Genomic DNA, 13,064 nt, shown 5'->3' with positions numbered 1-13,064 from the left:
TTTTGTTTATATACGGTATAACAATATGAAAAGAAATTTACTCATCTTTCCCGCAATAGCATTATTAAGTCATACTGTCGGTGCACAGACACCGGTCGATATGAACCTGTCATTACAGAATGTAGAGATACAAGGCAAACGTTTTGCCGGACTTAGCGGAGGAGAAGTCAAGCGCCTGCAGGTTGAAAACAATCTGAGTAGCCTGACCAATACGGTGTCGGATGCTTTTCGTCAGATGCCTTCGCTGGTTACGGATATCGAAGGAGGCGTAACCTACCGTGGTTCCAGTAAAGCCGGGATGCTTATCAACGGTATTCCGTATGGACTGCTGGAAGAATACAGCGGGGATGTTTTGATACAATTGCCGGCTTTATTCTTTAACCGGATTTCCATGTCAGCTTTGCCAGATATATCCTTTGTACCTGACGGGGATGCAGGGTTGTTGAATCTTGCGTCGGCAAACTATACGAAGGAAGATTCGCCGCTGACCGTTACGTTGGGAGCCGGATTGCAGGAACGCTATAATGCCGGAGCAATCGTCAATCTGCATCCGGGTAAGTTCCACATCGTGGGGAAATATAACTATCGGAAGGAATACCGCAAGCGTTCGTTCGATAAAACGACAAAGACGGAGACAGGGACAACCCTTATGAATAATAATGCTACCGCCCGCCCAGATGTACATCTGGCAGACCTGAGTGTCGGCTACGACCTGACTTCGAATGACCTGTTGACAGTATATGGTCTGTATCATCTGATGGATTACAGCCGTTACGGTGGTATCAATAATAAGGTTCTGAATCCGGATGGCAGCGTAAAGAACCAGATGACACGTCATCGTTATAATGACCAGCGCCAGGATGCCTATGCTTTGGAGGCACGTTGGAACCATCGTTTTGCCAATCCGCAGGATCAGTTGAATATCACATTCAACTATAACGATTTCGGATATGATGAGGATAACTATTATGAGAATGAGAAGCCGGGAACAGGTACAATTCTGAAAAAGGATAATATGTTCATCAACCAGGATAAGCATAATTACTTCCTGTCTGCCGCATTCAGTAAGTTATTTGCGGATGACTGGTACTTTAAAGCCGGCTATATCGGACGATTCAAAGATGAAAAGTATAACACGGAGACGAACGATATTAATATGAGTGATGATAGTTGGGTGCCTGTTGCCAATAAGTCATACGATTATTCATTCAACCGTAATACTCATTTATTGTATGCTTCCGTCGATAAACGTTGGCATCGTTTCTCCGCCGAAGCAGGTGTACAGGGGGAAGTCAATTCACAGGAACTGAAAGCAAATACGTTGAAAGAGGAAACTACCCGTTTCCATGTATATCCCCGTGTGAAGTTGTCGTTGCAGACCGGAAAGACCGGTAACCTGTCTTTAAGTTATCTGCAACGGGTGATCCGTCCTTATGGGGCTGACCTTAATCCTTTCATCCAGTACAGCGATCCTACTCATCTGGTGCAGGGGAATCCTGATCTGAAAGATGAGTTCGTCCATTCGTTGGAATTGTCTTATTTGCTGACTGCTGATCGCTTCCGTTTATCTCCGACAGTGTATTATCGTAATAAGTCGAACCGTATAATGGAAGTGGTGAATGACGAGTCTATTTGGCAAAAGACGAATGTCGGTCATAGTGAGGCGTTAGGTTTCGAACTTTCAGGGAACTGGGATCTGATCCGTCTTCTTTCTATCGGTTTTTCCGGTAATGTGTATCGGGATGAGATCGACGGTCGTACGGTAGGATATGACGCGAAGAAATCGATGGTTTGTACCGACCTGAAGGGGAGCATAACTTTCAATATCACTTCTACTACGGAATTACAGCTGGATGGTTTCTATATTTCAGATCAGCTGACACCGCAGGGGAAAGTGAAAAGCCACAGCAGTGTGAATGCCGGGCTTTCCCAGTATTTTATGAATCGTAAGTTACGTGCTAATTTAAGCATCAATAATATATTTGACGGCCTGGAAGAGACGACTATTATCGATACTGATAAAATGCAGATGGAACAGATCCGTAATCGTGATGCACGGGTTACGTGGCTGACATTGACATATAGCTTATAACAAGAAGTCCTCGTGCCAGGCACGGGGACTTCTTGTGTTTTACTCATCCTTTTTTCTTTTAGGGATATAAATTATCAGGCGGATGGACTGATCGTAAGTGAAGTAACTCCATACCCATTCTATCAGTACCATCAGTTTATTCTTGATTCCCAGGATGGAACGAAGATGTACCAGCATCCATACCATCCAGGCGATAAACCCTTGTAATTTTAACTTTTTCAGGTCGGCAACGGCTTTGTTACGTCCTACGGTTGCGAGTGTACCGAGGTTCACGTAATGGAAGGGCTTTAGTTTTTTACCGGCTTCCAGTTGTTTGAGATTCTCAGCCAGGAGGTTCCCTTGCTGGATAGCGACCTGGGCAACTTGTGGATGGCCGTTCGGATATTCTTCTTCTGTCTGGAAACAGACATCACCGATAGCGAATACATTCGTCTTTCCCTGCATCTGGTTGAACTCGTTTACGGTGATCCGACCGCCGCGGTTCAATAGTTCTTTATCGATATGGTCGAAGTGGGTGGCTGTTACACCGCTGACCCATACGAGTGTTTTTGTTGTGATAGTGGAGTTATCGTCCAATATGACTTTTCCGTCCTGGTAATCTATAACCCGCTTGTTGAGTATAATATTCACCCCCATTTCTTTCAGGAACTTTTCAGCGTTGGCAGAAGCCTCGGGTGACATTACTCCGAGCAATTTCGGGGAGCCTTCTATCAGATAGATATTCATATCCGATGGCTTCAAATCCGGATAATCTTTCGGCATGACGAACTTTTTCATTTCGGCCAGAACACCGGATACTTCAACTCCTGTTGCACCACCGCCTACAATAACGACATTCATCAGTGCCTGCCGTTCTTCCGGATCGGTGCAGATTGTCGCTTTCTCGAAGTTGGAAAGGAGTGTGTTTCTGAGTTCGAGAGCTTCCTGGATAGTCTTCATTGGCAATGCCTTTTCTTCAATGGTTTTGTTTCCAAAGAAGTTGGTGATGGTTCCGGAGGCGATTACCAGATAATCGTAGGTCAATTCGCCGATGGAAGTCTCGATCAGGTTACGTTCGGCGATAACGGCTTTCACTTCCGCCATCCGGAAATAGAAATCTTTTTGTTTCTGGAATATTTTACGGAAAGGAAATATGATCGATCCCGGTTCCAGTCCGGAAGATGCTACCTGATACAACAAAGGCGGGAACTGGTGGAAATTGTTTTTATCGATCAGGACAACCTGAAAGTTACTTCCTCTCAGCTTATTGGCCAACTTTAGCCCCCCGAAGCCACCCCCTATGATGACTACCCGTTTCTTATTTGTTTTTGCTATATTGAACCCCATATCTTTATGTTTTAGTTTATTGTAAAACAATTGAACAGAGGAATAAGTTGATAAATAAGAATGCTAAAGCCTTGATTTAAAAGATTGTTTCTTCGTCTTTTATTCTGTGGAAACAAGATACTGCCGGAAACCGTCGGAGTAGTCCGTGCGGTAATCCCCGTTCTCATCCGCATAGATGAAGAGATATTCCAGTTCGGGATGTTCCTGCTGGATTTTGCGGGCTTCCTCACGACCCATAGCCATAAAGGCGGTAGCGTAAGCATCGGCGGTCATGCAGTCGGGGGCAATGACGGTAGCGCTGAGGATGGGTTGGGCGGCTGGATAACCGGTACGCGGATCGATGGTGTGGGCATATTTCTTGCCATCTTTGATGTAGAAGTTACGGTAATCGCCTGAAGTGGCCAGGCCGTGACGACCACATAGGCGGACGATCTCCTGTAATTCCCGATTGGTTCCCATAGGATCGTCGGATGGTTTGGTAATGCCTATACGCCAGCATTCCCCTTTGGGGTTGACGCCTTTGGCTGTCGTTTCGCCACCAATGTCGATCAGGTAGTTTTCAATGCCTTTGCTATCGAAGAGACGGGCAATGACTTCACAACTGCAACCATCCCCCAAAGATGAACAATTCAGCAGAAGGCGGGGATCATCCTTTACAACCTTTTTCCCTTCCAGACGTACTTTCCGATAGCCGACAAACGAACGGACACTATCTATTATGGCGGGCGTGATATTGTCGCTTTTGCTGAAACCGAATCCCCAAAGATTTATCAGCGGGGCACAAGTGATGTCGTAAATACCGTTGGTCTGTTCGGATACTTCCATTGCTTTGTTGAATACTTCGACAAAGAGATCGTCCACTTCTATCTCTTTGTTCCTGTTCACCTGTGAGATAATGGAGGTAGAGTCGAATGTGTTCAGACAGTGGTAATAACGTTGAAGCTCAGCTTGTATTTCGTCTTCCAGCGATTCTGTGTACTCAAACTTGATAGTGTAGGGAGTATGGAGCATTCCTGCTACTTCAAAGTATTGTTTCGGTTGTTTGCAACTGTTCAGCAGGAGGATAATAAGGAAGGAGAAGGTGAGTGTAAGATGTCTGTGTTTCATATTATTTCGGATTGTAGACCGGTGATAAAGATTTGTGCATTCACTATGGCATAATTATGCCATAGTGAATGCACTTTTGTGCCACGCCGGATGCACATCTGTGCCAAGGCTATGGCACGATCGTGGCACAACTATATTCTTATAACCCCATAAGGATTTTCTTCAGGACAGTCTGTGCCGATATCTCACGGTTGGCGGCTTCCGGAATGACAATGCTTTGCGGGCTTTCGATCACGTCGTCGGTAACGATCATGTTACGGCGTACCGGCAGGCAGTGCATGAAATAAGCGTTGTTGGTTAGCGCCATCTTTTCCGTATCGACAGTCCAGGCACGGTCTTTGCTTAATACCTGACCGTAGTTCGGATCAGCATAAGCAGCCCAGTTCTTGGCGTAGATGAAGTCGGCACCTTCAAAGGCCTTCTTCTGGTCGTATTCCACGCGGGCGTTACCGACGAACTTCGGATCCAGCTCGTAACCTTCCGGGTGGGTGATAACGAACTCGTAGTCGGTAGCGTTCATCCATTCGGCGAAACTGTTGGGGACAGCCTGCGGCAATGCTTTCGGATGAGGAGCCCAAGTCATAACCACCTTCGGACGGGCAGTCTTTTTATATTCTTCGATGGTGATCAGGTCGGCGAAACTCTGCAACGGGTGGCGGGTGGCCGCTTCCATGCTGAATACTGGGCGACCGGAGTATTTGATGAACTCGGAGATAATCTTTTCGTTGTAGTCGTCTGCCTTGTTCTCAAAACGGGCGAAAGAACGTACGCCGATGATGTCGCAATAGCAGCCCATCACCGGAATGGCTTCAAGCAGGTGTTCGGGCTTGTCGCCGTCCATGATGACACCGCGTTCGGTTTCCAGTTTCCAGGCGCCCTGGTTCACGTCGAGTACCATCGTGTTCATCCCCAGGTTCATGGCAGCCTTCTGGGTAGAGAGGCGAGTACGCAGGCTGGAGTTGAAGAATATCATTAGCAGCGTCTTGTTCTTACCAAGAGCTGTGAACTGAAAGCGGTCTTTCTTAATCTCGAACGCTTCGTTAAGCGCCTGACGAAGGTCGCCTAAATCCTGTACACAAGTGAAATGTCTCATATCATTTATTTCTAATTTGTCCGTTACCGTTAATAATATATTTGTAAGTAGTCAATTCGGGTAATGCCATCGGCCCGCGTGCATGCAATTTCTGTGTACTGATACCGATCTCCGCCCCGAAGCCGAACTGGGCCCCATCGGTGAAAGCCGTCGACACATTGCTGTAAACACAGGCGGCATCTACTAGTTGCTGGAACAAAGATACGATTTCTTCCGACTCGCTTACGATACTTTCGCTATGTTTCGAACTGTATCGGGTGATGTGCTCCAGTGCCTCGTTGAGACTGGCAACCGTGCGGATGCTCATCTTATAGTCGAGGAACTCGGTACCGAAGCTGTCTTCCGTAGCCGGTTGAAGCAGTTCCGATGGATAAGAACCGACCAGAGAGTCGAATGCCGGTTGGTCGGCGTATATGATTACATGGCTGTCTTTTAGCTTATTGCAGATATAAGGCAGGTCGCCGAGACGATCTTGATGGATAATCAGACAGTCCAAAGCGTTACACACGCTGACACGGCGCGTCTTTGCATTGTTTACGATGGCTTGCCCTTTCTCCTTATCTCCTTCCTTGTCGAAGTAGGTATGGCAAATCCCGGCTCCCGTCTCGATCACCGGAACGCGGGCATTGTCGCGTACGAAGTTGATCAGCGAACTGCTGCCGCGTGGAATGATCAGGTCTACCAGTCCGACGGCATTTAACAGCTCGGTCGTAGCTTCCCGGTCAGGAGGCAATAGACAACAAACAGCCGGGTTAACGCCATGACGTTCCAGCACTTGGTGGATAATCCCGACCAATGCCCGGTTGGAATCGTCCGCATCTGAACCACCTTTCAACACGCAGGCGTTTCCACTTTTGAAACAAAGGGAGAATACGTCGAATGTCACGTTCGGACGTGCTTCATAGATCACACCTATTACTCCGAAAGGTACAGATACTTTGCGGATCACCATGCCGTTCGGACGGGTTAACTCACTCAGAACCTTGCCCAGCGGTGAGGGGAGTGTTGCTACATTCTTCATATCCCCGGCGATACCTTCCAAACGGTCGGCTGTCAGCTTCAGACGGTCGTATTTGGGATTAGCAGGATCCATACGGGCCAGGTCTTTCTCGTTGGCGGCTAGTACTTCCGCCTGTTGCTTTAGTAGCTCGTTGGCTGTATCGGTCAGGATGCTATTTCTAGCTTCATCGCTCAGTGTGATAAGCTGACGCGAAGCAGTAACACTTTGTTGTAATAGATGGTTGATTGCCATATTCTTTTCTTATTAACTGGTTCTAACTTTTCCTTCGGTAGCAATAGTCTCTGTCTAGTCCAAATACAGATAATCATAATGTACCAGCGGCTTGATGTCCCGTTGCCCGATCAGGGTCACTGCTTCCCGGCTATCGTATCCGGCACAGCCAACGCCTATCTGAATACCGTCTTCGCCGACTATCTTGACAATGTCGTTCTTCTCGAACTCACCTATGATGGCTGTCACGCCCACTAATAGCAGGCTTGTAGCCCGAGGGCCAGTCAACGCTTCTTCCGTCCCTTTGTTGATATGTATCTCTCCTTTGGCGAAACCTTCGGAGTGGGCGATCCATTTCTTTACGCTACTCACGGGTTTGGCAGCAGGAATAAACCGGGTGCAAACCTCCGTACTTCCCTTAACTAGTAGCCGGGGCAGAATGTTTTCCTTCTTTCCGTTACCGATGATGACGGTGATTCCTTCGTCGGCCACTTTCTGTGCGATACTGCATTTGGTGAGCATACCGCCCCTGCCGAATGACGACTTGCTGGTTTGTACATATTCCGACAGATCCTGTTTTCCGCCGTCGATTTCGCGGATCACCGTTGCTGCCGGATCGGAAGGATTGCCATTGTAAATACCGTCGATATTACTTAGGATAATAAGCGCATCCATCCCCATCATTGTTGCGATCAGGCCGGACAGCTCGTCATTATCCGTAAACATCAGTTCGGTTACGGAGATCGTATCGTTCTCATTGACGATCGGTATCACATTATTCTCAAGCATCACTTCCATACAATGCTTCTGGTTGAGATAATGCGTGCGGCTACCGAAGTTCTCCTTTGTCGTGAGCACCTGGCCACAGGCAATCTTATGCTCACGGAATAACTCGAAATAACGGTTTATCAGTTTAGCCTGTCCCACTGCCGAATAAAGCTGACGGGCTGAAACCGGATCGAGCTTCCTGCCGGGTTTCACCTCACTGCGTCCCGATGCGACCGCACCTGATGAGATCAGAACGACCTCTACACCATGTTGATGAAGTTCGGCAACCTGGTCGACCAGGGCCGACATGCGGGTGACATCTAATGAACCGTCTTTTCTTGTTAAGACGTTGCTGCCGATCTTTACAGCTATTCGTGTAAACTGATATGCCATTTTCATGTTCTTTAAGAATAGAAAGCTGCGTCTCTTTGTATAACAGGGAAACGCAGCTTGTATAAAGGAATGATATTATCTTATTTATTATCCTTGTCGCGTATTTCCACACGGCGGATTTTTCCGCTGATTGTCTTGGGTAGTTCATCTACGAATTCTACCACGCGGGGATATTTATAGGGGGCAGTGACACGTTTTACATGATCCTGCAACTCTTTGATAAGAGCTTCGCCTGCCCTGTCTTTATAATCTTTTGCCAGCACGATCGTAGCTTTGACCACCTGACCACGTATCTCGTCAGGCACACCGGTAATAGCGCATTCTACAACGGCGGGGTGTGTCATCAGGGCACTTTCTACTTCGAACGGGCCGATACGGTAACCGGAACTCTTGATCACATCGTCGGCACGTCCCACAAACCACAAGTAGCCGTCTTCATCACGCCAGGCTACGTCGCCGGTATAATACATGCCGTCGTGCCAAGCTTCGTGAGTCAGTTCGGCATCACGGTAGTATTCCTTGAACAGGCCTATCGGTTTCTTGTTGGTTGTATGGATTACGATCTGTCCTTGTTCACCGTCTTCTGCACGGCTTCCGTCAGGACGGATCAGGTCTACATCATATTGCGGGTTGGGAACACCCATAGAGCCGGGCTTCGGTTCCATCCAGGGGAAGGTGGCAACTGTAAGTGTTGTTTCCGTCTGTCCGAATCCTTCCATCAGCTTGATACCGGTGAGTTTATAGAAAGCATCGAACACAGCAGGGTTCAGCGCTTCGCCGGCAATCGTACAATATTGCAAGGAAGACAGATCGTACTTTGTCATGTCTTCGCGGATCAGAAAGCGGAAGATCGTAGGAGGTGCACACAAAGAAGTGATGCGGTAATCCTGGATCATCTGCAACATGTCGGCCGGCGTGAACTTCTCATGGTCGTAAACGAATACGGTAGCTCCCGCAATCCATTGTCCGTACAATTTTCCCCAGACAGCTTTTCCCCAACCTGTATCGGCAATGGTCAGATGCAGACTGTCGCGATGCAAGTTATGCCAGAAACTACCTGTTACGATATGTCCTAAAGGATAAGTGAAATCGTGTGCAACCATTTTGGGGTTACCGGTCGTTCCTGAGGTAAAATACATCAGTGAAATATCATCGTTGCTATTCGGATGGGACGGACGAACGAACGGAGACGCATCCGCTATTCCCTTGTGGAAATCTTCGAATCCTTCCGGTATCTCCGGGCCAACGGAAACCAATGTCTTGATACTCGGTGATTCCGGTAGGGCATCAACAATATGTTTGGTGATAACCTCTTCCCCGGCACAAACGATCATCTTGATATCGGCGGCATTATTACGGTAAATAATATCTTTCTTTGTTAAAAGGTGAGTAGCCGGAATAACAACCGCTCCCAGTTTATGTAATGCAATGATCGAGAACCAGAACTCATAGCGACGTTTCAAAATCAGCATCACCATATCACCCCGACCGATACCCAGCGACTGGAAGTAAGAAGCGGTCTGATCGGTATATTTTTTCAGGTCAGCAAATGTGAAGTCGATATGTTCACCCTGATCATTTGTCCAGCATAATGCTTTTTTATTCGGCTCTTCTGCAGCCCATGCATCTACTACGTCGTATCCGAAGTTGAAATTCTCGGGTACTTTTATTTTGAAGTTATTGATAAAATCTTCCTGCGACGCGAAAGTCGTCTGATCTAAGAATCTTTCTAACATAATTAAATTGTTCTTTTTAAAGTATTATAGCCAGAAAACTGACCTTTTCTCCGTCCAGAGCTTTCATGCCGTGTGGCAACTCGGAGTTGAAATATATACTGTCGCCTTCTTCGAGGATCAATTCTTTATTATTGATCTGCAGGAGCATGCGGCCTTTTAATACGAGGTTGTATTCCTGTCCCGGGTGCGAGTTCAGATAGATGGGCTCTTCTTCGGTTTTGGGATGAACGGTGACCATAAATGGATCGGCTTTACGTCCGGCAAAACCAGCTGCCAACGATTGATACTTGTAGGCTTTTGTACGCTCTACAGCGATACCTTTGCCTTTGCGTGTGATGAAATAAGAGCTCATTTTGGGTTCGTCGCCAAACATCAGGGTGGTGAGTTCCACTCCGTAGGCTTGTGATATCTGATGCAATATGCTAACTGAAATATCAACTGTGCCACTTTCCATCTGCAAATATTGCTCGGTGGTCAGGTTGCATACCTTAGCCATTTCTTCGGGGCTGATTTCCAGTGCATCCCGAAGTCCTGCCAGGCGTTCTGCTATTTGTTTTATCTGTTCGTTCATCTCCGTGGATTATTATTATATTTATGTTGCCCCAAAGTTATAAATAAAAAGCAAAATGACTAAGAAAATGTCGAATAGAATGTTATTTAGATATTTTCTTTGGAAATGAAAATGTTAAATCTTATATTTGTTTAAGTATGGGGCTTGAATTTGTTATCGCTAAACTTAAATCTAATATGTCGAAGTATGGTTTTTACTATAAGCTTTATTGAGTTTGCCCTTGAAATTGTAAGATTAATATAGTAAACGTATGAATGAAAAGATTGAATTTCTTTTTTTTGAAAATAAGCACCCGAACTTCTGTGTTTTTGTATTAATATTGAATTGGCATATACCTTGTTTTGAAATAGCTGAGTCTTCTGACAATACAGAATATGTAGAAATATATAATAAGATCCACCAATATGTTGTAACTGAAAAGCATTTTTTGGATAAAGATATATCTGTAAATATAATTGTTCATCAATGTGATGTTAAGAAAAAGTCATTGAATAAAATTCTTCGGTTAAAAGAAAACTTGGCTTTTCATGGCTACATAAACAAGCAGCGTGTTATTTATGCAACTAATATATTGCTGGATCCTTCTAACAAGTTGATTGAAGTAGTAGCAGAAGAAGCCAGTTTTAATAATTCCCGGACATTCGTGCGTAATTTCAAAGCTGTATATAATATGACTCCAAGCGAATATCGGAACCGTTATGGATTAAAGAAGTGCTGATTTTACTTATAAACAGTTCGTCGATAGGACAAAAACGATTTTGTCCTATGGTGGGTTGATAGTGTCTTCTGTATGCCTTGTATTTCCTTGGTCGGTGTCTTTTTTTGTCGTTTATTTGCATCAGAGAAAGAGATAAAAGTAAAAAGTGTTATAACGCATATTGAAATGACTAGGCATACCTTAATCTATGAAGAAAGAAAGAAGAAGGGATTCTTCTTTCAGGTAGTCTGGTAGAGACGTTTGTCAGACTACCTTTTCTAAGAAAGTTGTGCCTATGAAAAGGTTTACGTTTGATGTTAGTTGATCAACTGTTTTTTGTAATTTTCTCATAATAGTTGAATTTTGGTTAAATCGAAAAAGTCCCGGCTTGTGAAAGTCGGGACTTTTGTATACAAAAAAAGGATAACCTTTCGATTATCCTTTTCCTGAGAGCGGAAGACGGGGCTCAAACCCGCGACCCTCAGCTTGGAAGGCTAATGCTCTATCAACTGAGCTACTTCCGCAATTTTATTGGCTTTTGAAAAGTTAGTGGGCAGTGATGGATTCGAACCACCGAAGTCGAAAGACAGCTGAGTTACAGTCAGCCCCATTTGGCCACTCTGGTAACTGCCCCTATTATTTTCAATTGCAGTGCAAAGGTACGATTATTTTTGAAACCTGCAAGCGTTTACTCAGAAAAATGTATCATTTTTAGTGCAGTCACAGCAGCTTCATCCCCTTTATTTCCGTACTTACCGCCGGCACGATCTTCTGATTGTTGCATGTTGTCGGTAGTTAACAATCCGAAAATGAACGGGATATCATACATCAGGTTCAGTTCGGTAATACCCTGTGTAACGCCTGAACAAACGTAATCAAAATGTGGAGTATCACCTCTTACAACGCATCCTAAAACGATTACAGCATTCACATCTTTTGTTTCTGCCATACGTTTAGCACCGAAAGTCAGTTCGAAGCTGCCCGGAACACGTTTTACATAAATGTTTTCCGGTTTCACACCATGTTTCTCCAGTGTATTGCATGCACCTTCCAGTAATTTCTCTGTGATGTGCTTATTCCACTCTGCGACTACAATACCGAATGTCATTTCTGAACCGTCGGGTACACTGTTGAAGTCGTAGTCTGATAAATTTTGATAAGCTGTAGCCATAACTTTGTATTTAAAAAATAAAAGGATGCCTTTTTTGATGAGACATCCTCTTGTATAGTTTATATCGTACGATTCATATTATTTAGCAGCAGAAGCACGGGCGATATACTTATCGATATCAGCAGCTTCCATTGAGTTGAAATATTTTTCTTTGATCGTAGTGTATGCTTTAACAGCATCGCTGTATTGTTTCTGGTTTTCGTAAGCGATACCGGCTTTCTTCAGATAAACAGGGCTGATTACTTCATTGTCAGCGCTTTTTGCTGCTTTTTCGAAATAGCTGATACCTTCTTTGATGTTACCCATATTCACGTAGCAGTCACCGATCAAGCCGATAATAGCCGGAGATATCATGTTGTCGTCTCCGCTGAATGATTTCAACTTATCTAAAGCTTTTTCAGTTTCTCCCATTTTGAAGTAGCAGATACCGGCATAAGCTTTAGCCAGATTTCCGGAAGCTGTGCTACCATATTGGTCGATGATCCCTTCAAAGCCTTCGTAGTCGGCACCATTACCGTTCAATGCCAAAGCGAAAGAGTCCTTAGCGAAATATTGTTCTCCTTTAAATATAGCAGCGGCTGCTTTCTTTTGCTGAGGAATCATGTAACCGTGTTTAATTCCTAAAACAGCTCCAACAACGAGTGCGATAGCTATAATTCCGTAAATGATCTTTTTTGAATTGTTTTCAATAAACTGCTCCGATTTCGAAACAATTTCTTCTACTTCTAACTCCGTGTTGGTGTTTTTTTCCTTAGTAGCCATAATGTGTTATAGTTATTTATTATTTTATCCTGATTTATGCCAATGGCAATTCAAAGCGCAAAAGTAGTTTTTTTTACTGATATAATCTATACTTAGAAGTATATTTTTTAATTTTGT

The 13,064-nt window shown here is 44.9% G+C and carries 11 protein-coding genes and 2 tRNA genes; 2 read left to right on the top strand and 11 right to left on the bottom strand.

What is annotated here, in order from left to right; all coding sequences use genetic code 11:
- The first annotated feature begins 25 nt into the window (after positions 1-25).
- Complete coding sequence (locus HMPREF1536_RS04130) at positions 26-2,092, top strand: outer membrane beta-barrel family protein (RefSeq protein WP_028726976.1); 2,067 nt, start codon at positions 26-28, stop codon at positions 2,090-2,092.
- Between the two features lie 39 nt (positions 2,093-2,131).
- Here HMPREF1536_RS04130 and HMPREF1536_RS04125 read toward each other — a convergent pair whose 3' ends face one another.
- From HMPREF1536_RS04125 to HMPREF1536_RS04095, 7 genes are all read right to left on the bottom strand, one after another.
- Positions 2,132-3,418 carry an NAD(P)/FAD-dependent oxidoreductase gene (locus HMPREF1536_RS04125; protein ID WP_028726977.1) on the bottom strand — a complete coding sequence of 429 codons (1,287 nt, stop codon included), beginning with the start codon at positions 3,416-3,418 and terminating at the stop codon, positions 2,132-2,134.
- Between the two features lie 99 nt (positions 3,419-3,517).
- Positions 3,518-4,525 (bottom strand): FAD:protein FMN transferase, encoded by a 1,008-nt coding sequence (locus tag HMPREF1536_RS04120; protein WP_028726978.1) that lies wholly within the window; start codon positions 4,523-4,525, stop codon positions 3,518-3,520.
- Positions 4,526-4,664: 139 nt separating this feature from the next.
- Positions 4,665-5,618: an N-acetylornithine carbamoyltransferase gene (locus HMPREF1536_RS04115; protein ID WP_028726979.1), complete on the bottom strand. Its 954-nt coding sequence runs from the start codon at positions 5,616-5,618 to the stop codon at positions 4,665-4,667.
- Between the two features lies 1 nt (position 5,619).
- Positions 5,620-6,870, bottom strand: coding sequence for a glutamate-5-semialdehyde dehydrogenase (locus HMPREF1536_RS04110; protein WP_044191726.1), 1,251 nt, complete (start codon positions 6,868-6,870; stop codon positions 5,620-5,622).
- A gap of 54 nt (positions 6,871-6,924) precedes the next feature.
- The gene (proB, locus tag HMPREF1536_RS04105) at positions 6,925-8,010 is read right to left on the bottom strand and encodes a glutamate 5-kinase (RefSeq protein ID WP_028726981.1); all 1,086 of its coding nucleotides are present in this window, start codon (positions 8,008-8,010) and stop codon (positions 6,925-6,927) included.
- An 80-nt stretch (positions 8,011-8,090) separates the two neighbouring features.
- On the bottom strand, positions 8,091-9,746 hold the full coding sequence (locus HMPREF1536_RS04100; RefSeq protein WP_028726982.1) for an AMP-binding protein: 1,656 nt from the start codon (positions 9,744-9,746) through the stop codon (positions 8,091-8,093).
- A 16-nt stretch (positions 9,747-9,762) separates the two neighbouring features.
- Positions 9,763-10,317 (bottom strand): helix-turn-helix domain-containing protein, encoded by a 555-nt coding sequence (locus HMPREF1536_RS04095; protein WP_028726983.1) that lies wholly within the window; start codon positions 10,315-10,317, stop codon positions 9,763-9,765.
- Between the two features lie 250 nt (positions 10,318-10,567).
- On the opposite strand from HMPREF1536_RS04095, the gene HMPREF1536_RS04090 reads away from it, so the two are divergent.
- A complete protein-coding gene (locus HMPREF1536_RS04090) occupies positions 10,568-11,035 on the top strand; it encodes a helix-turn-helix domain-containing protein (protein WP_028726984.1) in 468 nt (155 codons plus the stop codon).
- A 430-nt stretch (positions 11,036-11,465) separates the two neighbouring features.
- Here HMPREF1536_RS04090 and HMPREF1536_RS04085 read toward each other — a convergent pair.
- The 4 genes from HMPREF1536_RS04085 to HMPREF1536_RS04070 form a co-directional block, all read right to left on the bottom strand.
- A tRNA-Gly gene (locus HMPREF1536_RS04085) sits at positions 11,466-11,538 on the bottom strand.
- A gap of 26 nt (positions 11,539-11,564) precedes the next feature.
- Positions 11,565-11,647 (bottom strand) — tRNA-Tyr (locus HMPREF1536_RS04080).
- A gap of 55 nt (positions 11,648-11,702) precedes the next feature.
- Positions 11,703-12,185 carry a 6,7-dimethyl-8-ribityllumazine synthase gene (gene ribH / locus HMPREF1536_RS04075; protein WP_028726985.1) on the bottom strand — a complete coding sequence of 161 codons (483 nt, stop codon included), beginning with the start codon at positions 12,183-12,185 and terminating at the stop codon, positions 11,703-11,705.
- A 78-nt stretch (positions 12,186-12,263) separates the two neighbouring features.
- Complete coding sequence (locus HMPREF1536_RS04070) at positions 12,264-12,947, bottom strand: tetratricopeptide repeat protein (protein WP_028726986.1); 684 nt, start codon at positions 12,945-12,947, stop codon at positions 12,264-12,266.
- Positions 12,948-13,064: the final 117 nt, after the last annotated feature.

The organism is Parabacteroides gordonii MS-1 = DSM 23371, assembly GCF_000969825.1.
GTDB classification, from domain to species: Bacteria; Bacteroidota; Bacteroidia; order Bacteroidales; family Tannerellaceae; genus Parabacteroides; species Parabacteroides gordonii.
This window is presented reverse-complemented; position numbering and strand designations above follow the sequence as displayed.

Excerpts from the sequence above, each read along its gene's own strand:
- HMPREF1536_RS04130 (WP_028726976.1), top strand. The coding sequence starts at position 26 with ATGAAAAGAAATTTACTCATCTTTCCCGCAATAGCATTATTAAGTCAT.
- HMPREF1536_RS04125 (WP_028726977.1), bottom strand. The coding sequence starts at position 3,418 with ATGGGGTTCAATATAGCAAAAACAAATAAGAAACGGGTAGTCATCATA.
- HMPREF1536_RS04120 (WP_028726978.1), bottom strand. The coding sequence starts at position 4,525 with ATGAAACACAGACATCTTACACTCACCTTCTCCTTCCTTATTATCCTC.
- HMPREF1536_RS04115 (WP_028726979.1), bottom strand. The coding sequence starts at position 5,618 with ATGAGACATTTCACTTGTGTACAGGATTTAGGCGACCTTCGTCAGGCG.
- HMPREF1536_RS04110 (WP_044191726.1), bottom strand. The coding sequence starts at position 6,870 with ATGGCAATCAACCATCTATTACAACAAAGTGTTACTGCTTCGCGTCAG.
- proB (WP_028726981.1), bottom strand. The coding sequence starts at position 8,010 with ATGGCATATCAGTTTACACGAATAGCTGTAAAGATCGGCAGCAACGTC.
- HMPREF1536_RS04100 (WP_028726982.1), bottom strand. The coding sequence starts at position 9,746 with ATGTTAGAAAGATTCTTAGATCAGACGACTTTCGCGTCGCAGGAAGAT.
- HMPREF1536_RS04095 (WP_028726983.1), bottom strand. The coding sequence starts at position 10,317 with ATGAACGAACAGATAAAACAAATAGCAGAACGCCTGGCAGGACTTCGG.
- HMPREF1536_RS04090 (WP_028726984.1), top strand. The coding sequence starts at position 10,568 with ATGAATGAAAAGATTGAATTTCTTTTTTTTGAAAATAAGCACCCGAAC.
- ribH (WP_028726985.1), bottom strand. The coding sequence starts at position 12,185 with ATGGCTACAGCTTATCAAAATTTATCAGACTACGACTTCAACAGTGTA.
- HMPREF1536_RS04070 (WP_028726986.1), bottom strand. The coding sequence starts at position 12,947 with ATGGCTACTAAGGAAAAAAACACCAACACGGAGTTAGAAGTAGAAGAA.